Source organism: Bradyrhizobium sp. CER78 (assembly GCF_029846235.1).
Classification (GTDB): Bacteria; Pseudomonadota; Alphaproteobacteria; order Rhizobiales; family Xanthobacteraceae; genus Bradyrhizobium.
Map to the genome: position 1 here is coordinate 1 of NZ_JARVWP010000020.1, position 24,020 is coordinate 24,020.

Sequence of the window (24,020 nt, forward strand, 5' to 3'; positions counted from 1 at the left end):
GCAAGCGGGAGCGGGGGCCGAGTCCCGCCGCGGCCAGCAATGAAGCTCACTTCATCGCAAGCTAGCGCCGCAACACCGCAATGGTGCGGTTGGCGAAGGTCAGCCGCTCCGCCATCACGGAGACGAAGTACGTCAGCAGCTTGTGGCTGAGCTCGGGGTCCTCGTCGCGGATCGCCGCGAATTGGTGGGTGTTCAGCACATAAAGCACGCTCGCCATCTCGGCCTGGATGGTCGCGCTGCGCGGGGTGTTCGCGACGAGACCCATCTCGCCGATCGTGGTGTAGCGGCCGAGGCTGCGCACGCGCGTGGTGCGGCCGTCATCGGCGGGCACCATGATGCCGACGCGGCCGTCGAGGATGAAGTGCATGGAATCGGCGGCGTCGCCGGCGTGCACGATGACCTCGCCGGCGTCGACTTCGAGCCGCTGGCAGCGCCGGATCAGCGTGTCGGCGTCGCCCTCGCTGTCGAGCAGCCCGGTGAACCAGCCGCGCAGATCGGCCTCCTCCAGCGCCAGTTCCTGGTGCTGCGCGATGATCTGGTTCTCGCACCATTCCAGCGCATGATCGAGCTCGTCGATCACGGAGACGCCCTCGGTGATGAAGTCGCTGGCACGCAGCACCTGTTCGGCCTTGGCCGACAGATGCACCAGCACGAGCTCGACGCCGACCTCGTGCGCGCTGCGCTTGATCTGCGCAAAGCTGTAGGCCGCCGATGAATCGACCCCGGTGACGAGCTTGAAGTCGAACAGCAGATAGCGGCACTCCGCCTGCTCGCGCAGCAGCGCCTTGACGTGCTGGTACAGCCGGTTGGCGGAGCCGAAGAACAGGTAGCTCTGCAAGGTCAACCCCTGGATCTTGCCGCCGTGGGCCTGCAGCACGTCGCGGTCGTCGCGCGAGCGATCCAGCGAGCTGCGGTACTCCGAACCGTCGAAGCCATATTTGATCGCCTCGACCCGCGCCGCGCTGAGCGCAAAGGTGGCGCAGCCGATGATGACGCCGATCAGGATGCCGGGCACGAAGCCCCAGGCCACGATGATCACGATGATCGCAAGCAGCGAGACATACTCTGTCTTCGACAGCCGCTTGCGCGATTCGATCATCCATTTGTGCAGTTGGTCGGCGCCGAGATAGATCAGCAGTCCGCCAAGCACGAATTTCGGCATGTAGCCGAGCAGCTGCGGCGCCACGGCGAGCATCAGCAGCGAGATCGCCGCGACCGTCAGTCCAGACAGCGGGCCGCGCCCGCCGCTCGAGAAATTCAGGATCGAGCGGCTGACCGAGACGCAGCCGGCATAGCCGGCCAGCGCGCCGGTCACGATGTTGGCGAAGCCGGTGATGTTGAGCTCGCGCTCGAGATTGGCCTCGCGATGCACCGCAACCTCGATGCCGGTGGTGTTGAACAGCGTGCTCGCCGCCGTGACGAAAACGACGGCGATCATGTTGCCGAGCAGGTCCGGCACCGCCGACCATGGATACTTCGCGAGCTCGGCGGCGTGCCACGGCAGCATGAAGGTCGACGCCGGCGGCGGCTCGAAGGTCCAGCCGGTCAGGTGCGCTTCCTCGGGCGTGAGACCGATGGTCCAGAACGTGAGGTGGGCCACGATCACGCCGCCGACCAGGATGATCGGCAGGCCGAACGGGCTGCGCGAGCGATGCCAGGTCAGATACAGCACCAGCGCCATCGCGCATGCGGCGCTGAGCTCGGAGACCGTGATCATGTTGGTGAAGTGAAAGAGGGTGCCGAGCTGCACGGGGTAACCGGTGATCACCCTGATCGCGCCGAGCACGATCAATAGGCCGGTCGCCCCGAGGAACCCGCCGACCACGGGGTAGGGCACGTAGCGGATGGCGCGGCCGAGCCGCGTCAGCCCGAGGCAGCACAGCGCGACGCCGGTGACGATGGTCGAGAGCCCCAATGTGATCAGCACCGGTGTGAGCAGCGGCGCCGCCGGGTTGGCCGCACCGATGCGCTCGACCAGCGAGGCCATCAGGATTCCCGTTACCGCCGCGGTGGAGCTGTCGGGGCCGGCGACCGCGAACGGCAGCGAGCTGCCGAGCGCGATCAAGGTCGCCAGCACCGCCGAGGAGATGAATGTCGCCGCGACGCCGTATGACAGATAGGGCGACAATGGTCCGGCGAAGATCAGCAGCGCGTAGGACAGGCCGAAGGTGATGCCGAGCACGCTGGCCGCACCGCCGCCGAGAATGTCGTGCATGGCCCGCCGCGCCCGCGAGCCGAAATAAAGCGATCGACTAATCACGTTGAAAAATGTCCTGAACTTTCGCCGTCAGTCGTAGACGAGCCCGGCGCAGGACGACAACAGGATTTTTATGACAACCGGTTCTCAACGCGTGCATTTTTGGCCCCCGTGGGCGGGGAGGGCCGAGGTGCAGGCTGCCGGAGCGGATCTGCCGATGCGCTCCGATCGTCTAACGGAGGCCGTCCATGAACGCGCGCAACCGCGGCGCCCATTTATGCGCGTCGCGGCCCGATGCCGAGTGGCCGTAATCGCTGTCGAGCAGGAAGTAATCGGCATCGACTCCGGCAGCCTTCAGCGCCGGCATCACCTGCTGCGCGAGCTCCGGCGGGAACAGTTTGTCGGTCCGCGACAGCACATAGAGCAGCTTAGCCTTGATCTGTCCGAACTGCGCCGTCACGTCGAAGCCGCGCAGCGCCCTGGCGAGTGTCAGCAGCGAATTGGCGTCGAACCCCCTGGCCCATTCCGTGGCCTCGGTGCGGATCGCGGCCTCGATCTCGGCGGGATCGCTCAGCGTGTCGCGCAGCCGCGTCTCGATGCCGTAGGTCTTCAGTGTCGTGGTGCGGATCTGGATCATGCTTTCGAGCACGCCGCCATGATCGTAGTAATCACCGCCGTTCCAGTTCGGATCCTGCGACAGCGTCGCCATCAGGCGCGCAACATTGCCTTCGGCGCGCTCGCGCGGCACCAGCGGCGCGGTGACGACAGCGGCGATGCCGCGCATGGCATCGGGGTAGTTCACCGCCCATTGCAGCGCCTGGAAGCCGCCATAGGACGGGCCGACGATCGCAACCAGCCGCTCGATGCCGAGATCATCGAGCAGCATACGCTGGGTCGCGACGATGTCGCCGACGGTGATATCGGGGAAACGCGGCCCGTAACGCCGGCCGGTCCGCGGGGCGATACTCGCTGCGTTGGTGGAGCCGTAGGACGAGCCCAGCATGTTCGGGCAGATCGCGAAATAGCGGTTGGTGTCGACGGCCTTGCCGGGGCCGACGATCTCGCACCAGCTGCCTTCGCCGGTCGATCCGCCGGGATCGATCATCTGCGGCCCGCTGGTGTTGCCGTGGGTGATCAGCACGACATTGTCGCGGTTGGGCGCCAGCGTACCGACGGTGCGGTACGCGAGCGTGACTTCCGGCAGCACGCTGCCGTTCTGCAGGCGGACATCTGACGTGGTGAAGGTCTTCAGCTCGGTCGCGATCGATTGTGCGGGCATCTCATTGCTTCCGTAATGGGTGCGGCAGCTCAGCATGGCCTCGGCGGAAACGCAAAGGCCGGCGATGCGGGATTACCCGTTCCCGACCTCATTGCCGAACGCGCCGTGACGGCCGATGCCCGAGGCAAAGCGCGTTGCACCCGACAGCGTTTCGCCCGAAGCGATCACATCGAGCCCGCCGCGCATCTCGTTCCTGATCGCCTCTTCCTCCTCGAGATCCCATTGCCGCAGCGCCGACAGCCGGTCGGCCCGCATGCAGGTCTGCGGGAATTTCGCGATGTCCTTGGCGAGCGCAATGGCGTGCGCGCGGGTCTCGCCCTTCGGCACCAACCGGTTCGCAAGCCCCATGCGATGCGCCTCGGCTCCGCCGACCGGGCGTCCTGTGAGGATCAGATCGATCGCCTGCGAATGGCCGATCAGCCGCGGCAGGCGGATGGTGCCGAGATCGATCAGCGGCACGCCAAAGCGGCGGCAGAACACGCCGAAGGTGGCGTCCTCCGCGACCACGCGCATATCGGCCCACAGCGCGAGCTCCATGCCGCCGGCGACCGCATAGCCCTCGATCGCGGCGATGACAGGCTTCGAGAGCCGCAGCCGGCTCGGCCCCATCGGCGCGATCGTGTTGTGGCCGCCGACCTCGCGCTTCTTGTTGGGATCGCCCGCCGCCACCGCTTTCAAATCGGCGCCCGCGCAGAAATAACCACCGGTGCCGGTGAACACCGCGACCGATACGCTGGCGTCGGCGTCGAACGCCAGGAACGCGTCATACAGCTTGCGCGCGGTGGCACCGTCGACAGCGTTGCGGTTGTGCGGACGGTTGATGGAGATGATGGTGACTGGGCCATCGCGCTCGACGAGCACGGTATCGGCATCGGGCATGGGTCGCTCCCTGAGTTTGTTGGTTGGAGCCAGCCTAGAGCATGATCCGGAAAAGTGCGAAGCGGTTTTCCGAAAAGATAATACTCAAACAAAGAACTGGAGCGCGATGACGATTCATCGCGCTTTAGCGGTCCCCGTCAGGCAATGCCATCACGAACGAAGGCGACACGGATGGTCGGATCTCCGATCGCCTCATGCGCATCCTCGAATCGGACCCGGCGCGTGATCACATGCTCCGGGTGGTAATGCCCTGCCGCAACATGAGCGACGCAATCGGGCAACTCGGCCCGCACATTGACGCGGCTGACCTTCAGCGTGATGCCGACGCCGTACATGTGCCGGAGCGGCACCGGTGTAGTTTCGGCGAAGTCGCCATACATGCGCTGGCAGATGCCGTTCGGTTCCGTCGAACGGAATGCCAACAGGATGCTGGCGTCAGTCGCGGCCGCGTCGATCACGATCGGAAACAGGCCCGGCGGCTCGATCATGAGGCCAGCCGGCGCTTCGACGATGTCGGCGCCGAGCGACTTCGCCTTGGCGAGGCGCGGCGCGTGGTCGTCGAGATAGACAACGCGGCCGGCGCCGCGCGCCACCGCCGCCTGCACTGCGAACATCGCGAGCGACTGCGCGAAACCGCCGATCACCAGCACGTCGGCGCCGGGCCGTTGCGTGAGCCAGCGCGCTACCGCGCTGAAGCCGTCGGTTGCGCCATCCGCAAGCCCCGCCGTTTGCGACAGCGGATGACCTTCGGGTTGATGGACCAGCATGTGATCGGCGAACGGCACGCGGATCAGGTCGGAGAGGCCGCCGCCATATTCCACGCCGCAGACCGGCTTCAGCCCGTAGGAAGAGCGAAACGGCACCGCCGTGCAAGCGTTGGTGTGGCCGCGCCGGCAGCGGTCGCAGGCACCGCAGCTGATCTGGAACGGCACGATGACGAGATCGCCGGGTGCGAAATTCCTCACCGCGTCGCCGATGTCGACGATGCGGCCGGCAGTCTCATGTCCGAGCGCAAACGGACCTGCGAGACCCGAGCGGCCGTGTACGATCGCAAGATCGAGATCGCAGCGCGTCACCGCGAGCGGCTGCACCAGCGCGTCGCGGTCATCCTGCAGGCGCGGTACGGGAACGTCCCACCATTCGACCTTGTTGCCGCCGATATAAGTCAATTGCCGCATCGCGTGCTCTCCGCTTTGGGCGGAGAGTGCAGCGGAGCGGATGCGCCGACAAAAGGTTTGTCTTCAACAGGGGTGAATGGAATTCACCTCGCGTGGCTGGTTGATGCAGACGCGCAGCACGCCCTCTCCCCGTCATCCTGAGGAGCCGCGAAGCGGCGTCTCGAAGGATGCACGGCCACCAGCGGGGCCGTCGACCCTTCGAGACGGCCGCGTTGCGGCCTCCTCAGGGTGACGGTGATAGGACGGAAGGACCTCGGCTAAATCTTCAGCTCGCTGCCCGTCACTCGCCGATACGCTTCCAGGTACCGCTTGCTGGTCGCATCCACCACGCTCGCAGGCAGCGCTGGGGCGGGGGCGTCGCCGTTCCAGCGGCCGGCACGGCGCTCGACGTCGAGATAGTCGCGCAGCGGCTGCTTGTCGAAGCTCGGCTGCGGCTGGCCGGGCTTGTAGGCATCGACGGCCCAGAAGCGTGACGAATCCGGCGTCATCACCTCGTCGATCAGGATGATGCGGCCGTCCTTGTCGCGGCCGAACTCGAACTTGGTGTCGGCAATGATGATGCCGCGGGCGCGGCTGGTCTGCTCGCCATAACCGTAGACATCGCGCGCCATCTTCTCCAGCGTCGCGGCGACGTCGGCGCCGACAATCTCGCGCACCCGCGCGACCGTGATGTTCTCGTCATGGCCGGCTTCGGCCTTGGTCGCCGGGCTGAAGATCGCGGGCTCAAGCTTCTGGCTTTCGACCAGGCCCGCCCGGAGTTTCTCGCCGGCGAGGGTGCCCTCGGCCGCGTATTCCTTCCAGGCCGAGCCGGAGATGTAGCCGCGGATCACGCATTCGATCGGGAAGACGGTGGTGCGCTTGCACAGCATCGCACGCCCCAAAATGTCGGCGCGATGGTTCTTCAGTTCGGGCACCGCGCGGATGATCTCGTCGGCATCGGCGCTGATCATGTGATGCGGCACGGTGCCCTCGAGCTGCCGGAACCACCAGGCGCTGATCTGGGTCAGCACCGCGCCCTTCATCGGGATGGTTTCCGCCATCACCACATCGAATGCCGAGATGCGGTCGGTGGTGAGCAGCAGCACGCGATCGTCGCCGACGGCGTAGATATCGCGCACCTTGCCGCGGCCGATCCGGGGCAGGGGCAAATCGCTGGATAGCATCGCGGTCATGGGCGTGGGTCTTTCCGGGCTGACCTTGCAAAGACGAACGCCCGCACGCGGCGTGCGGGCGTTAAAGATTATCACAGGAAATAGCTCACTCCGGCAGCGGAATGAACTCATGTTCGTGCGGAACCTGGGCGAAACGCCCGGTTTTCCAGTCCTGTTTGGCCTGCTCGATCCGCTCCTTCGATGAGGAGACGAAATTCCACCAGATGTGGCGCGGCCCCTCCAGGGCATCGCCGCCGAGGAACATCATCCGGGTCGGCCGCAGCGTCTTCACGGTGATGCGGTCGCCGGGCCGGAAGATCAGCAGCCGCGGCCCCTCATGGCGGTCACCCGCGATCTCGACCTCGCCGTCGACGAGATAGATCGCGCGCTCCTCGTGGTCGGGGTCGAGCGGCACCGAGGTGCCGGCGTTAGCGGTGACCTCGGTGTAGAACCAGGGCGAGACCATGCTGACCGGCGAGCTGATGCCGAACGCCGAGCCTGCGATGATGCGCGCGGTGAAGTCGCGCTCGGAGATCATCGGCAGGTCGCCCGCGCCATAGTGCTGGAACGAGGGCGCGATCTCCTCCTTGCCTTCAGGCAGCGCGATCCAGCTCTGCAGGCCGAGCATCTTCTGGCCGTCGCGGCGCTGTACGTCGGGGGTGCGCTCGGAATGCGCAATGCCGCGGCCCGCGGTCATCAGGTTCATGGCGCCGGGCTGGATCTCCTGGATGTTACCCTCGCTGTCGCGGTGCATGATGCTGCCGTCGAACAGATAGGTGACGGTGGCGAGCCCGATATGCGGATGCGGCCGCACGTCCATGCCCTTGCCGGCGAGGTACTGCACCGGGCCGAAATGGTCGAAGAAGATGAACGGCCCGACCATCTGCCGCTTGCCATGCGGCAGCGCGCGGCGCACCGCAAAGCCATCGCCGAGATCACGGGTGCGCGGCACGATGATCAGATCCAGCGCGTCGCAGGTCTTGGGATCGCCGAGTTCGGGATCGGTCGAGGGCTGCCAGCTCATGTCGGACTCCTTAACGGTGGTGTAGCGATCATACTCCAATCGTCGTCCCGGCCAAGCCAACGGGTCGCGCGAACGCGCGCCCGATGACAGGCGCCGCGCGAGCCGGGACCCATAACCACAGGGCGCTGTGATGGAGCGAGCTGTGGCCACGGCTTCGTCTAACAACAAAGTCCTGTGGTTATGGGTCCCTGCTTTCGCCGGGACGACGAAGTACTTTTGGCGTCTTTGTGCGCGTGATAACAGCGTATTCTTGGAAACCGGAGCTGCCGATGGTTTCTCTGACCAAGCCTGGCGCAAGGCTGTTGCAGGTCGACGGTCCCGTGATCGAGACCGCGCGGCTCATCCTGCGGCCATGGCGCGCCTCCGATATCGCCGACAACACGAAAATGCTGTCCGATCCCGAGACGGCGCGCTTCATCACGCCGGATCATCAGCCGGTCACATCGGAGCTCAAGGGCTGGCGCAATGCCGCCGTCATCTCGGGCCATTGGGCGCTGCATGGTTTCGGCATGTTCGCGGTCGAGGAGAAATCCTCCGGCCGCTACATCGGCCGCGTTGGGCCGTATTATCCGCCGGAATGGCCGGGCTTCGAGGTCGGCTGGGGCATCGCCCGGGAGTATCGCGGGAAGGGCTATGCGGTGGAGGCCGCGCGCGCCGCGATTGATTGGGTGTTTGCGAACTTCACGCTCGATCGCATCATCCATTGCATCGACCCTGCCAACGTCGCCTCGCAGGCCGTGGCGCGACGGCTCGGCGCTGACAATGAGGGACCCGGCAAGCTCGAGGGTGAGATGGTCGATATCTGGGTCACGACGCGCCAGCGCTGGCGCGGCGATCCGGCTTGAAATACCCCGCCTGAGCGACGATTGTTCGGCTGACCCGGAGATCCTTTCGACCGATGACATTGGCCGCAACCGAACTCTGCCTGCGCGCCGCCGCCGTGACGCTGCTGCTGGTGCTTGCGGTCTCGATGTTCGCGGATTTTCGCAACGTGCTGGCGGGGCGGCTCGTGATCGCCTTCGCGCTCGGCACGGCCGCGCATGCGGTGACCGCGTCGATTGGCGCCGGGGAGCCGATCTCGATCTGGCACGCACCGCTGATCGCGATTTCGACCGGCGACATCGTGGTGTTCTGGCTGTTCACCCGCGCGCTGTTCGATGATGCCTTCGTGCTGCGCTGGTGGCACGGTCTGATCTGGGCCGCGGTGGTGACGTTCAGCTTCGTCAATTGCATGTGGATCGCGCCTAGCGGTCACGCGCAGGCGGCGATTACCACGGTCAATCTGCTGACGCTCGTCTTCATCGCGCTCGCCGTGGCGCAGACCATCGGATCATGGTCGGCGGATCTGGTCGAGCGCCGCCGCCGTGTCCGTGTCTTCATCGTCGCGGCTTCTGCGCTGTACGGCGGAATGAACGCGCTGCTGCAGATCGCATATGCCGGCAGCCGCGTGACCGTGGAGTGGGCCAATCTGCTCAACGCGGGCGTGCTCGCCGCCATTGTCGCTGGTATCACCTGGGCGATGATGCGCGTCGATGGCACCGATCTGTTCGCCGCGCCGGTCGAGCCGGTCATTGCCAATGCGCAGCAGCCGGCTGCGATGGAGGAGGCCGCCGACCAGAAGCTGGTCAATGCCCTGATGCGCCTGATGGCGGACGAGCGGATCTACCGCCAGGACAACGTCACCATTGGAACGCTGGCGACCCGGCTGAGGATTCCGGAATACCGGCTGCGGCGGCTGATCAATCAGCGGCTCGGCTATCGCAACTTCAACGTCTTCCTCAACAACCACCGCATCGAGGAGGCCAAGGCCGCGCTCGCCGATCCCGCCCAGGCCGAAGTCCCTGTCATCACCATCGCGATGGACGCCGGCTTCCAGTCTCTCGGCCCCTTCAACCGCGCCTTCAAGGCCACCACCGGCGTGACCCCGACGGAGTACCGGAAGCTGAAGGCGACGGCGGCGTGATTGCGCTATTCCGTCGTGAGGGACGCACCAGCGGCAGGGTTCCCTCCCCCCTTGTGGGGGAGGGTTAGGGAGAGGGGTACCATACGGGTGGTCTCTCAAACTGCCTTGCGATGATGTACGGGCGATCCTGCACCGACGCTGCTCCCATCGACCGTCTCGCCCGGGGCCACCCCTCTCCCCAGCCCTCCCCCACAAGGGGGGAGGGAGCCCAACCTTCATGCTCACCTCACGAAAGGGCGTAGCGATTCCAGAATGCCGCTGTAATCACAGGACAATTCCAGAATCGACCAGCCGCCTCCAATCCCCAGCTAGCCCGATTTCCAAATCCGGCGAGCCTTCCGCGTCCGTTGCGGCTTCCTCCCGCCACGCACTCATGCCGGAGGAAACCCGTGACCCGTCGAAAGCTCATTCTCATTCTCGCCGCCACCATCGCCCTCGGCGCGCTGGGCTGGTCCGCCGCCCGCGCCCGCGACGTGCCGAAGGTCGCGACCGGTTTTGTCGCCAACGTCATCTGCTCGGAGACTTTCGTCAGCAGGCTGGACCCGAAGCGGAACTTCACCGAGACCACGGATGCGATGCCGGGCACCGGCCTGATCACCTGGGCGATGGACACCGAGGTCGACCTCGACCGCCGGGACGTCACCGTGACGCTGTTCGGGCTTGGCCGCAGCCATGCGGTCTATCGTGAAGGCGCCGGCTGCACCCTCGAACATGGCGAGACGCTGCCCGACATCGCGCTGCCGCCCGCACGGCCGCAGGCCGCGCTGTTGCCCGAGATCGCCGGTCCCGCGCTTGTCGCGCCGCAGAGCCCGCAGCTCGCCGCCGCGCTCGATCGCGCCTTTGCCGAACCGGCCGAGCCGCCGTTCCGCCGCACCCGCGCGATTGTCGTGATGAAGGATGGCCGCATCGTCGCCGAGCGCTACGCCGACGGCATCGGCACCGACACGCCGCTGCTCGGCTTCTCCGCGACCAAATCGGTGATTTCGGCGCTGATCGGAGTCCTGGTGCGTGACGGCAAGCTTGCGATTGATAAACCGGTGCCGATCGCCGCCTGGCAGGACCCGAAGGATCCCAGGCACGCGATCACGGTCGATCAGCTGTTGCGGCACACTGCTGGCCTTGCGCTAGGCAGTTCGCTGCAAGCTTCGCTCGCCTCCGCGCTCGAACCGGTCAACCGGATGAAGTACATGGAGTCGGATATGGCTGGCTATGCCGAGAGCATTCCGCTCGAAACGGCACCGGGCCAGGCCTGGAATTATCACGACGGCAATTTCATCATCCTCTCGCATCTGATCCGCGACGCGGCCGGCGGCCATGCCGCCGAGGTGCTGCGCTTCGCGCATCATGAATTGTTCGATCCGCTCGGCATGCGCAACGTCGTCATGCAGTTCGATGCGGTGGGCACGCCGGAGGGATCAGGCGCGATGATGGCGAGCGCACGCGATTGGGCGCGGTTTGGCCAGCTCTATCTCGATGACGGCATCGTCGGCGGCCGGCGCATCCTGCCTGCGGGCTGGGTGAAGTACTCAGCGTCGCCGACGCCGAACGCCTGGGTCGGCATCGGCGCGGGCTTCTGGACCAATCTCGGCGACAGTTTTGGTGCCAAGTATCGCGTCGAGCACGGCTGGCCGCGCGATGCCTTCTTCGCCAAGGGCACGATCGGGCAGTATGTGATTGTCGTGCCGTCACAGCGTCTCGTCATCGTGCGGCTCGGCCGTTCGCCGAACTCGCCGCCCAAGGCGGACGGTGTGTTTGACCTGGTTAGCGATGTCGTCGCGGCAACCGCGACCGGCGCGCGGCTCGCGGGCGGCAATTGACCGGCACGTCACACACCGCCCGCGCGATCGTGAATTGAATCTCCGCGTGAGGAATTTTCTGATGCCGTGGCGCATCTCGCAGGAGGTGCGCCACTGTTCTTTTAGCATCGCCTCAGCCGGAGACCATCATGCCGAAAGCCTACTGGATCGTGCACGTCACGGTGCACGATGAAGCCCGTTATCCCGAATACCTCGCCGCCGCGATGCCGGTATTCGAGAAATACGGCGCCAACTTCATCGTGCGCAATGGCCCCTACGAGGTGATGGAAGGCGCAACGCGCCAGCGCAACTTCGTCATCGAGTTCAAGGATCGCGCCACCGCGATGGAATGCTACACCTGTGCGGAATATCAGGCTGCCAAGGCGATCCGGCAGAAATATTCGGACGGAGATTTCGTGATCATTGATGGGCCGGAATGACAGGGGGAATGCGGAAGCCTGATTCACAGACAGCGCAACACACTCAGTGTCGTCCCTGCGAAAGCAGGGACCCATAACCCCGAATGGTTATTGGTGAGTGATGCTGAAACGACGAGTCTCGTTCACAATCTCCGCCGCGGAGTATAGGTCCCTGCTTTCGCAGGGACGACGCGTGGAGGGAATCTCGTCCCCACTCACACCGGTCATCGCCCGGCTCGACCGGGCGATCCAGTACGCCGCGGCCTCTCCGCTCAGGCTCAGGCGTCTCTGGAATACTGGATCACCCGCATGCGCATGCGCGGGTGATGACACCGCGTTGTTCGACATCATGAATCGAGAACCATCCCCTTCGCCAGGACGACAATCGTGGATGTGGCGCGCCGCGACGTTCGCCCCTACTGCCGCCCCAGCTGCGTCGCCTGCTCCACGCGGTCGAACCGCTCCAGCGTCAGGATCGCGTCGGCGAGCTGGTCGGCGCGCTTGTCGAGCACCGGGCGGGCCAGGGTCAAAAACTTCTGCTGCATCGCCTGCGCATCGGGGAACGAGGTCGGCTCGCCGGATGGATCGGCATAGAGGCGCTCATGCACGCCGTCATCGGTCGTGATCGAGACGCGGGCGCCGAACGGGTGGGTGCGGCCGACTTCGAGGCGGTCGTCCTGCACAACATCGAACTTGTCGGCGAGCGCGTCGATTGCTGCATCACCCAGCCGGTCGTAATCGTCCCAGCCGAAATGGCCCTGGTCGAGCGCGATCGCGCCGGTGAAGAACATCGAGAACTGGCCGCCGACCACCGAGGTCGGGTGGCGCTTGGTGGCGGCGTCGCCGGTCAGGGTGATGCCGTTGCGGTGCAGGCCGATCTCGACCTTCCTGATCTGGTCCGGGGTCAGATTGTGCTCGCGACGCATCGCGATCAGCGCGTCGATCGCAGCGTGGGTGTAGCGGCAGCTCGGATAGGGCTTCACGCCGATCTTCAAGGTCTCGTAGGTGGTGCCGAGGCCGGCCACCGCCTTGTCCGGATGCGGGTCATCGGTATAGCCGACCAAAAGGCCATGCTTGCCCTCGACCGAGTCGCTCGAACCGATGAAGTCGTTGCGCGCAAGCGTCGCCGCGATCACGCCGTTCATTGCGGCGGCACCGACCTGGTAGCGCTTATTCCAGGCGCCGTTGACCAGGAATTGCAGCGAGCCCGCGGCCTGGCTGCCGGAGACGCCGAACGCGGAGATAATCTGTTCCTTCGACAGCTCGAACAGCTTGGCTGCCGCCGCGGCCGCACCATAGGTGCCGGCCGTCGCGGTTGGGTGGAAACCCCGGGCATAATGCGAGGTCGGGTCGAGCGCGTTGCCGAGCCGGCAGCACACTTCATAACCGGCGACAATCGCCGTCAACACGTCGCGGCCGGAGGCGCCGACCATCTCGCCGACCGCGAAGGCGGCGGGCACCACCGGGGCGCTCGGATGCAGCGAGGAATCGGCGTGGGTGTCGTCGAAATCGAGCGAATGGCCGAGCGCGCCGTTGAGCAGCGCCGCCACCGCCGGCGTCCAGGTCTTGCTGTCGCCGAACACCGTGGCCTCGCCCTTGCCGTCCAGCGCCAGCGCTTCCAGCATCTTCATCAGCGACGGGGTCGATTCCGCATCGCGGCGGGCGCGGATGGTGCTGCCCAGGAAATCCAGCGTCAGAACCTTGGCGCGCTCCAGCACCTGCGACGGGATGTCGGAAAATTTCAGGTCGGCGACGTAGGTGGCGAGCGTTGCGGTTTCGTGGGCCATCGTGTTTCCTCAATCTTGCGGCGCAAGGGTAGGCGGGCGGGTTTGGCCTTTCAAGCCACCTTGCCGCCGCGGGCAGCAGCCATGCTTGACGTCCTTTAACATAGGCCTTTCCATTGATTGCGGATCAGGGTGCATGAGGACCTTCGCAAAACGCATGTTCGACCAGCTCTGGACCCGCAAGACGCAGCTGGCGCTGGCGGTCCGGATCGCATCCGCCGGCGTCGCGGCCTATACCATCGCGGTGGCGACGCACCTGATGCTGCCGCTCTGGGCGGTGCTGACCTCGCTGATCGTCACGCAAATGAGCGTCGGCCGCTCGTTGAAGGCGACCCGCGACTACATGCTCGGCACCATCGGCGGCGCCATCTATGGCGGCGCGATCGCGGTGCTGATCCCGCATTCCGGCGAGGGCAGCCTGCTGGCGCTGCTGGTCTTGGCGATCGTGCCGCTGGCCTTCATCGCCGCGCTCAATCCCAGCCTGAACTCGGCGACGGTGACGGCGGTGATCGTGCTGCTGCTGCCGACGATGCATCACTCCAACCCGCTGGATTCCGCGATCGACCGCGTCCTCGAAGTCACGGTCGGTGCGCTCACCGGCCTCGTGATCTCGTTCCTGGTGCTGCCGTCGCGCGCGGTCAGCCAGATCAGGGTCAATGCATCGAAGCTGCTGGAATTGCTTTCGGCGGCATTCGCCGAATTGCTCGCCGGCCTGACGCGCGGCCTCGACAACGACGCGTTGCACCGGATCCAGGACGGCATCGGCACGGCGGTGACCAATCTGCACGCCACGGGCATGGAAGCCGAGCGCGAGCGCTCCATGCATCTGTCATCGGGGCCGGACACCGGCCCGCTGCTGCGGACCATCCAGCGGCTGCGGCATGACGTCGTGATGATCGGGCGGGCCTGCGTGGTGCCGCTGCCGACCGATATTCAGGCCCGGCTTGCGCGGCCGCTGGCCGAGGTCAGCAAGGCGATCGTCACATACATGGTGGCGGTCGCGACCGCCCTGCGCGCCGGCAGCGGGCCGGCCGACATGGCGCCGGTCGATGCCGCGCTGCATGCCTATAGCGAGGAGGTCGCCGCGGTCCGAAGGGATGGCCTGATCCGCGGCCTGCCGGTCGACGCCGCCGAACGCTTCTATGCGCTCGGCTTCTCGCTCGACCAGATGCGGCAGAACCTGAATGACCTCAAGCGCTGCCATGGCAATTGGTGCACCGACGAGGATGCTGCGGAGAAGGTCGTCGCCGATGCACCGGAAAAGAGCGCGGCGTGAAATTGGATAGAATTCAGCCCCCGGCCTTGCGCAGCATCGCCGGCACGATCAGGCGGTGGAACGGCATGATCACTGCGAGATAGGTGCGCCCGAGCCAGTTGTGGGTCAGCACCAGCGTGGTGGCGGTGATGTTGCGCGCGGCGCCGGTGCTGGTGACGTCGACCACCAGGCGGAAGTCGAGATGCTTGTCGTTGAAGCCGGCGACAAGCCGCTCGGGCGTCTCGCTGATGACGGGGAATAGCCCGATCATGTCGCGCCCCACGCCGTCGGCGGCGCCCGAGGTCTTCAGGCCGAGCGGCGTGACCAGAACGTTTCGCAAGGCAATCAGCCATCTGGCCCAGTGCGGCTGCTGGCCCAACATCGTCTCGGTGGCGTGCCGCGCATCGAGATCCGGTTGCGTGGTCGCGATCCGGAACGCGTCGATGAATTGCGCGCCGGTTAGCAGCGCGTCGGAATCCACGTTCGGCGTGACCTCGTCAACCTTCATCTGCCCAGTCTGCGTGCCAGCAGGCGGAAACGCAAGATCAGGAGGGTCGCATAAACGGCAGTGCCGAGCGACAATCCGATCCAGACACCGGGGGCATTGAGCCTGGCCCAGAAGGCAAGGGCGGAGGCCGAGGCGAAGCCGATCAGCCAATAGCTGATGACGGCGAATAGCAGCGGCACCTGGGTGTCGTTCATGCCGCGCAGTGCGCCGGCGGTGGTTGTCTGCACGCCGTCGGCGATGAAGAACGTCGCGCCGATCAGCAGCAGCATCGCGGTGAGCTGTGCCGTCGCGTCTGAGGCCTCGCCGAGGAACAGCGCCGCGATCTCGAAGCGCGCCAGGATCACCGCGAGCGTCATGATGCTCATGAACACGCCGGAAAGCGCGACCGCGACAAAGCCGGCGCGCTGTACCGCGTCGGTGTCACGGCGGCCGACCGCCTGGCCGACCCGCACGGTGGCGGCCATGCTGACGCCGAACGGCACCATGAACAGGATCGCCGCGATCTGCAGCGCGATCTGGTGGGCGGCCAGCGCCGTGGTGCTGATCAGCCCCATCAACAGGCCGGCCGCACCGAACAGGCCGTATTCCAGCAGGAAGGCGATCGAGATCGGCGCGCCGACGGCGACGAGCTTGCCCATCAAAGGCCAGTCGATGCGCCAGACGCGGCTGAACACCTGGTACTTGCGGAACGGGCGTCGCCGCGCCGCGAACCACACGCCGGCGAGGAAGGTGCCGAGGTTGACGATCGTGGTGGCAAGTCCGGCGCCGAACATGCCGAGCTCGGGCATGCCCCATTTGCCGTAGAGCAACAGATACACCATCAGCGCATTGGCCGGGATCGCCGCAAGCGTGATCCACAGCACCGGCTCCGGCCGGTTCACCGCGCTCATGAAGCCGCGGATCGCGATGAACCACAGCGCCGGCAGGATGCCCCAGGCCAGCCCGAACAGATATTGCTGCGCCAAATGCGCGGTCGCCTGGGTCTGGCCGAGCGCGAGCAGGATGCGCTCACCCTGGAACGGCAGCGCCATCAGCGGCAGCACCATGAAGAAGCCGGCCCACAGGCCGACGCGGAGCGCGCGCCGCATCACCCGCGGGTCGCGTGCGCCGAATGCCTGCGCGGCCAGCGGCGACACCGCGGACATCATGCCCATTCCGATCGTGAAGCTGACGAAATAAACGGTATGCGCCAGCGCCGCCGCGGCGATGCTCTCGCTGCCGAGCCGGCCGATGAAGGCGAGATCGGTCGTCATCATCGCGATCTGCCCGAGCTGCGTCAGCGCAAGCGGCACCGCGAGCTTCAGCGTTTCCGCGAGCTCGGCCGTGAGCAGCTTGCGAGAAGGGACGACGGCCGCGCGCGACGCGGCCGGGTCGATCTTGTCGATGCAGGTCATGACGGCACGTCTAGCACGGCAAACCGGCCGGAAGGATGGCCGAACTGCCCAACGCGACGATCTCACGCAGAGATCGTCGCGTCTCAAGCTGTTGTTTGAGCATGATCCGACCGGAAAACCGCTGCACACTTTTCCGGATCATGCTCGGACTACGATCGCGCAGGTATCCGCTTGATCTTGGCGCCGAGCGCGTTGAGCCTCTCGTCGATCCGCTCATAGCCGCGCTCGATCTGGTCGGCATTGTTGATGGTGGAGGTGCCGTTGGCGCACACCGCGGCGAGCAGCATCGCCATACCTGCGCGGATGTCGGGCGAGTTCATCGGCGCGCCGCGCAGCCGGCTCGGCCCGGCCACGATCGCGCGGTGCGGGTCGCACAGCACGATGCGGCCGCCCATCGCGATCAGATTGTCGACGAAGAACATCCGGGACTCGAACATCTTCTCGTGCATCAGGATCACGCCGTCGCACTGCGTCGCGGTGACGATCGCGATCGACATCAGGTCCGCCGGGAAGGCGGGCCAGGGCTGGTCCTCGAGCTTCGGCACGTGACCGCCGAAATCGTCGTGGATCTTCATGGTCTGGTTCGACGGCACGACGAGGTCGTCGCCCTCGACGCCGCAGACGATGCCGAGTCGCTCAAAGCCCATCCGGATCGAACGCAGATGCTCGACGCCGGCGCGCGCGATGCGCAGCGGCGAACGCGTCACCGCGGCGAGCCCGATCAGCGATCCGACCTCGATATGGTCGGGCTGGATCGCGAAGGTCGCGCTGCCGAGCGTCGCCGGCCCGTGCACGATGATGGTGTTGGTGCCGACGCCTTCGATCTTGGCGCCGAGCGCGATCAGGAAATTGGCGAGGTCCTGCACATGCGGCTCGGAGGCCGCGTTGCGCAGATAGGTGGTGCCGCGGGCGGCGACCGCGGCAACGAGTGCGTTTTCCGTCGCTGTGACGCTGGGCTCGTCGAGGAACACGTCGGCGCCCTTCAGACGCGAGGCGCGGAATTCGAGCCGGTGCGTCGCGGTGACCGTGGCGCCGAGCTGCTCGAAGGCCAGAAAATGCGTATCGAGCCGGCGCCGGCCGATCACGTCGCCGCCGGGCGGCGGCAGCGCGACTTCGCCGCAGCGGGCCAGCAGCGGACCTGCCAGCAGGATCGAGGCGCGGATGCGCGCGCACAGCGCCGGATCGAGATCGGCGGCGCGGATTTCCCTGGCGTGGATCTGCAGCGTGTTGCGCTCGGTCCATTCGGCGCTGGCGCCGACCGAACGGCACAGCTCGACCAGCGTTTCGGTGTCGCGAATGCGCGGCACGTTGGTCAGCGTGACCGGATGCTCGGTGAGCAGGGCAGCTGCGATGATCGGCAGCGCGGAGTTCTTGTTGCCCGACGGCTCGATGGTGCCCGAAAGGCGGCGGCCGCCCTCGACGATGTATTGGATCGGCGGCACGCGGAATGTCCCCTAACGCATCATTCAGACTTGGATTCAAACTCGGCCACGCGAAATTCCATAACGGAATCAATGGCCGTCCGGCACCGTAACACAATTCCCGGCGCAGCATCCACCCGAAAGGTAGCCGCGCGACGGTGTCGATCGCGCTGTCACGGATACGTCATCGTGCTGGAACGGTCTCCAGGTGACGGAGGTGGCTTGCAATGACGCTGCTGCAACGCGCCGCAGCAGCGTCCTAGATGTCGATGGTGGCGCTGAGCGAGTTTTCCTGGATGAAGTCGCGGCGCGGTTCGACCACGTCGCCCATCAGCTTGGTGAAGATATCGTCGGCCTCGTCGACCTCCTTGACCTTCACCTGGAGCAGCGAGCGCGCCTCGGTGTCCAGCGTGGTCTCCCACAGCTGTTCCGGGTTCATCTCGCCGAGACCTTTGTAGCGCTGCAGCGAGATGCCCTTGCGGGCGGCGTCGGTCACGGCCTCGAACAGATCGACCGGACCATGGATCATTTGCTCGGCATCCTTGCGCCGCAGCTTGCCCGCGCGAACGTAGATCTCTTGCAGCTTGGTCGCGTATTCATCGAGCTTGCGTGCGTCGGCCGAGCCGAGGAAGGCGTCGTCGATCACGGCCACTTCCCTGACCCCGCGTACGGTGCGCTCGAACTGGAAGCCGTGGCCTTCCGTAAAGGTGCCGACCCAGCCGCGCTCGACCTCTTCGGCCACGGCGTCCAGCCGTTTGGCGATGTATTCCGCCGCCGAGTTGGCGGTCGCGATCTCGCCGGTGATCCTGGGGCTCAGCACACCCGCGATCGCGGCCTGCTCGACGACCGCGCGATTGTAGCGGCTGTGCAGGTTGCGCAGCACGGAGCGGATCACCCGCGCGTCTTCGACCAGCGACAGCAGATCGCGGCCCGAGCGGTCTTCGCCGGAGGCCGGCTTGAAGACGCATTCGTCGAGCCCGGTTGAGATCAGATAATCCTCGAGCGCGCGCTCGTCCTTCAGATACTGCTCGGACTTGCCGCGCGAGACCTTATAGAGCGGCGGCTGGGCGATATAGAGGAAGCCGCCATCGATGATCGAGCGCATCTGACGATAGAAGAACGTCAGCAGCAGCGTGCGGATATGGGCGCCGTCGACGTCGGCGTCGGTCATCACGATGATCTTGTGGTAGCGCAGCTTGTCGACCGAGAAATCGTCGCTGATGCCGGTGCCGAGCGCGGTGATCAGGGTGCCGATCTGCTCGGACGACAGCATCTTGTCGGGGCGCACGCGCTCGACATTGAGGATCTTGCCGCGCAACGGCAGCACCGCCTGGAACTCACGGTTGCGGCCCTGCTTGGCGCTGCCGCCTGCCGAGTCACCCTCGACGATGAACAGTTCGGACTTGGCCGGATCCTTCTCCTGGCAGTCGGCGAGCTTGCCGGGCAGCGAGGAGACGCTGAGCGGGTTCTTGCGCGTCAGTTCGCGGGCCTTGCGCGCAGCCTCGCGGGCTGCGGCGGCCTGGATCACCTTGCCCACGATTTCCTTGGCTTCCTTCGGATTCTCCTCGAACCAGGCGGCGAGCGCCTCGTTGAGGACGTTCTCGACCACGGGTCGAACCTCCGAGGACACCAGCTTGTCCTTGGTCTGCGACGAGAACTTCGGATCGGGCACCTTCACCGAGAGAACGGCGGTGAGGCCTTCCCGGCAGTCATCGCCGGTCAGCGCGATCTTTTCCTTCTTCGCATTGGCCTCGGCATAGCCGTTGACCTGGCGCGTCAGCGCGCCGCGGAAGCCGGCCAGATGGGTGCCGCCGTCACGCTGCGGGATGTTGTTGGTGAAGCACAGCACGTTCTCGTGGTAGCTGTCGTTCCACCACAGCGCAGCCTCGACGCCGATGCCGTTGGCTTCTGAGCGCACCATGATCGGCGCCGGCACGATCGCCTTCTTGTTGCGGTCGAGATATTTGACGAATTCCTCGACGCCGCCGGAATAGTGCATCTCCTCGCGCTTCTCGACCGCGTGACGCATGTCTGACAGCACGATGTGGACGCCGGAATTGAGGAACGCGAGCTCGCGCAGCCGGTGCTCGAGCGTCGCGAAATCATATTCGATGTTCTTGAAGGTCTCGGTCGAGGCGAGGAAGGTGACCTCGGTGCCGCGCTTGCCCGGGGCATCGCCGACCACCTTGAGCGGCGCCACGGCATCGCCATGCGCGAATTCGATGTAGTGCTCCTTGTCGTCGCGCCAGATCCGCAAGCCGAGCTTGCTGGACAGCGCGTTGACGACGGAGACGCCGACGCCGTGCAGGCCGCCGGAGACCTTGTAGGAGTTCTGGTCGAACTTTCCGCCGGCATGGAGCTGGGTCATGATGACCTCGGCCGCCGAGACGCCTTCGCCCTTGTGGATGTCGACCGGAATGCCGCGGCCATCGTCGAACACGGTGACGGAATTGTCGGCATTGAGGGTGACCAGCACGCGGCTGGCATGGCCCGCCAGCGCTTCGTCGATCGCGTTGTCGACAACCTCGTAGACCATGTGGTGCAGGCCGGACCCGTCATCGGTGTCGCCGATATACATGCCGGGCCGCTTGCGGACGGCGTCGAGGCCCTTCAGCACCCGGATCGATTCCGCGCCATATTCGGCCGGAATGGGATGCTCAGATTCGGCAGGGGTCTGCCGCGCAGGTTCAGTCATGTGAGGCCTTCGAGGATGTCCCGAATCAGCTGCGCAATATGAGGCGCTGATTACGCTATTTGTGCCATGAAAGTGGAGTTGCGCCTAGCGCAAAGTCTGTGTCCACAAAGTATTGAATAGATAGGATTTTTTAGGCCTTTTTCAAGGTCTTCGGAGGCCGATTCCTAGGGCTGTGAAAAGCCCGATTCGAAGGCAGATTCGAAGCCCTTTCGGAGCCTGCTTCGCACCCTCAGCCGCGCCGTGTGGCGCGGCCGGATTCGACGTCGAAAATCTCCCCCGTCGGGCCGATATCGACGAACGCGGCAGGGTCCGCGCCGGTCATCCAGACCTGAGCGCCGAGTCTTGCGAGCTCCTCGAACAGCGCCTTGCGTCTGTTGGGATCGAGATGGGCGACGACCTCGTCGAGCAGCAGCAGCGGCACGATGCCGGTCATCTCCGCGACCATGGTGGCATGCGCCAGCACCAGCCCGATCAACAGTGCCTTCTGCTCGCCGGTCGAAGCGTCGCGCGCCGGCATGTTCTTCGGCGCGTAGACCACCTGCAGATCGGTCAGATGCGGGCCGTCGAGCGTGCGTCCGGCGGCGGCGTCGCGTGGCCGGCTGGCGCGCAGGATCTCGCGGTAACGGTCCTCCACGGCGGTCGCGGGCTCCTGCAGCAGCGCGTTCTCCATCCAGCCGTCGAGCATGATCTCGGCGGACGGGAAGGCCGAGGCCGCGCCGCGTTCGCGCAGCATCACGGCGAGCTTGGCAGCGGTCTGGCCGCGCGATGCGGCGACCGCGACCGCAAGCTCCGCGGTCTCGCGCTCGATCGCGTCACACCAATGATCGTCATAGTTGCGTACCTCGAGCAGCCGGTTGCGCGAGCGCAGCGAGCGCTCCAGCGCCGAGACGCGGCTGGAATGCTCGGAATCGATCGCCAGCACCAGACGGTCGAAGAAGCGCCGGCGTTCCGACGCGGCGCCCATGAACAGGCCGTCCATCGCCGGCGTCAGCCACACGATGCGCAGATGATCGCCGAAGGCGGTCGCGGAACCCACGGGCTCGCGGTCGATGCGGCAGCGCCTTGTGTTGCTGGTCTCGCCGGCCGGCGGATCGATGCCGGTGCCGAGGGTGGCGAGGCCGAGTGCGCCCTCGACCTCCGCCGAGACGGCCCAGGAGCCGTCGCCCTGGTTGTCGGCGATGTCCTCCAGCGTCGCGCGGCGCAGGCCGCGGCCCGGCGACAGGAACGAGACCGCCTCCATGCAATTGGTCTTGCCGGCGCCGTTCGGCCCGACCAGCACCACCATGTCGCCCGCGACCTGCAGCGTCGCCGTCCGGTAATTGCGGAAATGCGTCAGCGACAGACGATGAATGCGGGACGGGGTCATCTCTCTTCCTTCCCCTCTCCCCCTGTGGGAGAGGGTGGCGCCTCACGAAGTGAGGCGGCGGGTGAGGGGTATCTCACAGCTCGGCAAGCTTGGCGATAATGTCTTCCAGCACCGCCCCGGGCGTCCGCAATACGTCATTGTTCCAGTAGCGCAAGACCTGAAAGCCTTCCGCTGCAAGCGCATCAGTTCTGGGTGCGTCACGGGGCGACGAAGCGTGCTGTCCGCCGTCGATCTCGATGACGAGGCGCTTCTCGAAGCACGCGAAGTCGAGAATGTAATTGCGAAATGGAACTTGCCTTCGGAATTTCAAGTGCGACAGGCGCCGATCTCGGAGCAGGCGCCACATCTTCGCTTCCGCATCGGTTGGCTCCTGGCGCATCTTCTTTGCGAAGCTGCGGAGGCGCTCATCGGTCGGGCGATGGTGCGGCGTGCGCGGCACCAACCCCTCACCCGGCGCCTTCGGCGCCACCCTCTCCCACAAGGGGAGAGGGGGCAGTTGTGCGCGCTGAGGAAATCATCACACCCGCATCGGCATCAGCACGTAGAGCGCGCCCTTGCTGTCCTTGTCCTGCACCAGGGTCGGCGAGCCGGGATCGGCGAGCTTCAGCACCGCGACCTCGCCCTCGATCTGGGCGGCGATGTCGAGCAGATAGCGCGAGTTGAAGCCGATATCGAGCGCGTCGGAGGCGTACTCGACCTCGAGCTCTTCGGTGGCGCTGCCGGAATCCGGGTTGGTGACCGAGAGCACCAGCTTGCCGGCGGACAAAGCCAGCTTCACGGCTCGGCCGCGCTCGCTGGAAATGGTCGAGACGCGGTCGACGGCGGCCTCGAAATCCTTCTTGTCGACGACCAGTTCCTTGTCGTTGTTCTGCGGGATGACGCGGCCATAGTCCGGGAAGGTGCCGTCGATCAGCTTCGAGGTCAGCACCACATTGCCGAGCGTGAAGCGGATCTTGCCGTCCGACAGCTCGATCGAGATCTCGGCGTCGTCACCCTCGATCAGCCGCTGCACCTCGCCGACGGTCTTGCGCGGGACGATCACGCCGGGCATGCCGGTCGCGCCCTTGGGCAGCGCGAGGTCGATCTGGGCCAGGCGGTGGCCGTCGGTCGCAACCCCGCGCAGGGTGGCGGCCTTGGCGCTGCCGGCGGCGTGGAGATAGATGCCGTTGAGGTAGTAGCGGGTCTCTTCGGTCGAGATCGCAAACTGGGTGCGGTCGATCAGGCGCTTGATGTCGGATGCCGGCAGCGAGAACGAATGCGTCATGTCGCCGGCGGCAAGGCCGGGGAAATCGCTCTCGGGCAGGGTCTGCAGCGTGAAGCGCGAGCGGCCGGCGCGCACCGCGAGCACCGAGCGGTCGCCGTCGGCCTCAAGCACGATCTGCGAGCCGTCGGGCAGCTTGCGGACGATGTCGTAGAACATGTGCGCGGGCACCGTGGTCGAGCCGGCGGTTCCGGTCTCGGCCGCCAGGGTTTCCGTCACCTCGAGATCGAGGTCGGTCGCCTTCAGCGACAATTTGGCGCCCTCGGCGCGGATCAATACGTTGCCGAGGATCGGGATGGTGTTGCGGCGCTCGACCACGCGGTGAACGTGACCCAGCGATTTCAGGAGTTGCGCGCGCTCGACGGTGACCTTCATTGCAATACCCGCCAGATCCCTCAGATGGAAAAGCCGGGCGGCCGTTCAGGCAGCATCGCGGCGTCGGAAACCCGA

General features: G+C 65.8%; 19 protein-coding genes. 5 read left to right on the top strand and 14 right to left on the bottom strand.

The genetic code is table 11. The features are described 5' to 3' along the window. Positions 1–61: 61 nt before the first annotated feature. From QDT69_RS31055 to QDT69_RS31080, 6 genes are all read right to left on the bottom strand, one after another. Positions 62–2,215, bottom strand: coding sequence for a SulP family inorganic anion transporter (locus QDT69_RS31055; protein WP_279710279.1), 2,154 nt, complete (start codon positions 2,213–2,215; stop codon positions 62–64). A 214-nt stretch (positions 2,216–2,429) separates the two neighbouring features. Beyond that, a complete protein-coding gene (locus QDT69_RS31060; protein WP_279710280.1) occupies positions 2,430–3,476 on the bottom strand; it encodes an alpha/beta fold hydrolase in 1,047 nt (348 codons plus the stop codon). Positions 3,477–3,548: 72 nt separating this feature from the next. After that, positions 3,549–4,355, bottom strand: a complete 807-nt coding sequence (locus tag QDT69_RS31065) for a crotonase/enoyl-CoA hydratase family protein (RefSeq protein ID WP_279710281.1) — start codon at positions 4,353–4,355, stop codon at positions 3,549–3,551. A 137-nt stretch (positions 4,356–4,492) separates the two neighbouring features. Then, a complete protein-coding gene (locus QDT69_RS31070) occupies positions 4,493–5,533 on the bottom strand; it encodes an alcohol dehydrogenase catalytic domain-containing protein (protein ID WP_279710282.1) in 1,041 nt (346 codons plus the stop codon). A gap of 257 nt (positions 5,534–5,790) precedes the next feature. After that, positions 5,791–6,705 carry a phosphoribosylaminoimidazolesuccinocarboxamide synthase gene (locus QDT69_RS31075; RefSeq protein ID WP_279710283.1) on the bottom strand — a complete coding sequence of 305 codons (915 nt, stop codon included), beginning with the start codon at positions 6,703–6,705 and terminating at the stop codon, positions 5,791–5,793. An 85-nt stretch (positions 6,706–6,790) separates the two neighbouring features. Beyond that, positions 6,791–7,708 (bottom strand): pirin family protein, encoded by a 918-nt coding sequence (locus QDT69_RS31080; RefSeq protein ID WP_050425019.1) that lies wholly within the window; start codon positions 7,706–7,708, stop codon positions 6,791–6,793. 269 nt (positions 7,709–7,977) lie between these two features. On the opposite strand from QDT69_RS31080, the gene QDT69_RS31085 reads away from it, so the two are divergent. The 4 genes from QDT69_RS31085 to QDT69_RS31100 all read left to right on the top strand — a co-directional run bounded on the left by QDT69_RS31085 (position 7,978) and on the right by QDT69_RS31100 (position 11,907). Continuing rightward, positions 7,978–8,553: a GNAT family N-acetyltransferase gene (locus QDT69_RS31085; protein WP_279710284.1), complete on the top strand. Its 576-nt coding sequence runs from the start codon at positions 7,978–7,980 to the stop codon at positions 8,551–8,553. A gap of 53 nt (positions 8,554–8,606) precedes the next feature. Next, positions 8,607–9,671, top strand: coding sequence for a helix-turn-helix domain-containing protein (locus QDT69_RS31090; protein WP_279710285.1), 1,065 nt, complete (start codon positions 8,607–8,609; stop codon positions 9,669–9,671). Between the two features lie 389 nt (positions 9,672–10,060). After that, on the top strand, positions 10,061–11,488 hold the full coding sequence (locus QDT69_RS31095) for a serine hydrolase (RefSeq protein WP_279710286.1): 1,428 nt from the start codon (positions 10,061–10,063) through the stop codon (positions 11,486–11,488). Between the two features lie 128 nt (positions 11,489–11,616). Further along, positions 11,617–11,907, top strand: a complete 291-nt coding sequence (locus QDT69_RS31100) for a DUF1330 domain-containing protein (RefSeq protein ID WP_279710287.1) — start codon at positions 11,617–11,619, stop codon at positions 11,905–11,907. Positions 11,908–12,302: 395 nt separating this feature from the next. Here the strand turns inward: QDT69_RS31100 and QDT69_RS31105 are convergent, their stop codons facing one another. Next, complete coding sequence (locus QDT69_RS31105) at positions 12,303–13,673, bottom strand: MmgE/PrpD family protein (protein WP_279710288.1); 1,371 nt, start codon at positions 13,671–13,673, stop codon at positions 12,303–12,305. Between the two features lie 133 nt (positions 13,674–13,806). Here QDT69_RS31105 and QDT69_RS31110 point away from each other — a divergent pair, with 133 nt between their 5' ends. Then, positions 13,807–14,946 (top strand): FUSC family protein, encoded by a 1,140-nt coding sequence (locus QDT69_RS31110; protein WP_279710289.1) that lies wholly within the window; start codon positions 13,807–13,809, stop codon positions 14,944–14,946. Between the two features lie 13 nt (positions 14,947–14,959). On the opposite strand, the gene QDT69_RS31115 is transcribed toward QDT69_RS31110, so the two are convergent. The 7 genes from QDT69_RS31115 to dnaN form a co-directional block, all read right to left on the bottom strand. Beyond that, a complete protein-coding gene (locus QDT69_RS31115; RefSeq protein ID WP_279710290.1) occupies positions 14,960–15,433 on the bottom strand; it encodes a DUF2867 domain-containing protein in 474 nt (157 codons plus the stop codon). After that, the gene (locus QDT69_RS31120; protein ID WP_279710291.1) at positions 15,430–16,827 is read right to left on the bottom strand and encodes an MATE family efflux transporter; all 1,398 of its coding nucleotides are present in this window, start codon (positions 16,825–16,827) and stop codon (positions 15,430–15,432) included. The genes QDT69_RS31115 and QDT69_RS31120 overlap by 4 nt, the downstream gene beginning before the upstream one ends. Before the next feature lie 149 nt (positions 16,828–16,976). Next, entirely contained in the window at positions 16,977–18,269 is a 1,293-nt protein-coding gene (murA, locus tag QDT69_RS31125; RefSeq protein WP_279710292.1) for a UDP-N-acetylglucosamine 1-carboxyvinyltransferase, read from the bottom strand. A gap of 238 nt (positions 18,270–18,507) precedes the next feature. Beyond that, the gene (gene gyrB / locus QDT69_RS31130; protein ID WP_279710293.1) at positions 18,508–20,943 is read right to left on the bottom strand and encodes a DNA topoisomerase (ATP-hydrolyzing) subunit B; all 2,436 of its coding nucleotides are present in this window, start codon (positions 20,941–20,943) and stop codon (positions 18,508–18,510) included. Between the two features lie 229 nt (positions 20,944–21,172). After that, a complete protein-coding gene (recF, locus tag QDT69_RS31135) occupies positions 21,173–22,309 on the bottom strand; it encodes a DNA replication/repair protein RecF (RefSeq protein WP_279710294.1) in 1,137 nt (378 codons plus the stop codon). 73 nt (positions 22,310–22,382) lie between these two features. Beyond that, positions 22,383–22,748 (bottom strand): DUF559 domain-containing protein, encoded by a 366-nt coding sequence (locus QDT69_RS31140; protein ID WP_279710406.1) that lies wholly within the window; start codon positions 22,746–22,748, stop codon positions 22,383–22,385. 78 nt (positions 22,749–22,826) lie between these two features. Beyond that, positions 22,827–23,945, bottom strand: a complete 1,119-nt coding sequence (gene dnaN, locus QDT69_RS31145) for a DNA polymerase III subunit beta (protein ID WP_229183205.1) — start codon at positions 23,943–23,945, stop codon at positions 22,827–22,829. Positions 23,946–24,020 lie beyond the last annotated feature (75 nt).

Excerpts from the sequence above, each read along its gene's own strand:
- QDT69_RS31055 (WP_279710279.1), bottom strand. The coding sequence starts at position 2,215 with ATGCACGACATTCTCGGCGGCGGTGCGGCCAGCGTGCTCGGCATCACC.
- QDT69_RS31060 (WP_279710280.1), bottom strand. The coding sequence starts at position 3,476 with ATGCCCGCACAATCGATCGCGACCGAGCTGAAGACCTTCACCACGTCA.
- QDT69_RS31065 (WP_279710281.1), bottom strand. The coding sequence starts at position 4,355 with ATGCCCGATGCCGATACCGTGCTCGTCGAGCGCGATGGCCCAGTCACC.
- QDT69_RS31070 (WP_279710282.1), bottom strand. The coding sequence starts at position 5,533 with ATGCGGCAATTGACTTATATCGGCGGCAACAAGGTCGAATGGTGGGAC.
- QDT69_RS31075 (WP_279710283.1), bottom strand. The coding sequence starts at position 6,705 with ATGACCGCGATGCTATCCAGCGATTTGCCCCTGCCCCGGATCGGCCGC.
- QDT69_RS31080 (WP_050425019.1), bottom strand. The coding sequence starts at position 7,708 with ATGAGCTGGCAGCCCTCGACCGATCCCGAACTCGGCGATCCCAAGACC.
- QDT69_RS31085 (WP_279710284.1), top strand. The coding sequence starts at position 7,978 with ATGGTTTCTCTGACCAAGCCTGGCGCAAGGCTGTTGCAGGTCGACGGT.
- QDT69_RS31090 (WP_279710285.1), top strand. The coding sequence starts at position 8,607 with ATGACATTGGCCGCAACCGAACTCTGCCTGCGCGCCGCCGCCGTGACG.
- QDT69_RS31100 (WP_279710287.1), top strand. The coding sequence starts at position 11,617 with ATGCCGAAAGCCTACTGGATCGTGCACGTCACGGTGCACGATGAAGCC.
- QDT69_RS31105 (WP_279710288.1), bottom strand. The coding sequence starts at position 13,673 with ATGGCCCACGAAACCGCAACGCTCGCCACCTACGTCGCCGACCTGAAA.
- QDT69_RS31110 (WP_279710289.1), top strand. The coding sequence starts at position 13,807 with ATGAGGACCTTCGCAAAACGCATGTTCGACCAGCTCTGGACCCGCAAG.
- QDT69_RS31115 (WP_279710290.1), bottom strand. The coding sequence starts at position 15,433 with ATGAAGGTTGACGAGGTCACGCCGAACGTGGATTCCGACGCGCTGCTA.
- QDT69_RS31120 (WP_279710291.1), bottom strand. The coding sequence starts at position 16,827 with ATGACCTGCATCGACAAGATCGACCCGGCCGCGTCGCGCGCGGCCGTC.
- gyrB (WP_279710293.1), bottom strand. The coding sequence starts at position 20,943 with ATGACTGAACCTGCGCGGCAGACCCCTGCCGAATCTGAGCATCCCATT.
- recF (WP_279710294.1), bottom strand. The coding sequence starts at position 22,309 with ATGACCCCGTCCCGCATTCATCGTCTGTCGCTGACGCATTTCCGCAAT.
- dnaN (WP_229183205.1), bottom strand. The coding sequence starts at position 23,945 with ATGAAGGTCACCGTCGAGCGCGCGCAACTCCTGAAATCGCTGGGTCAC.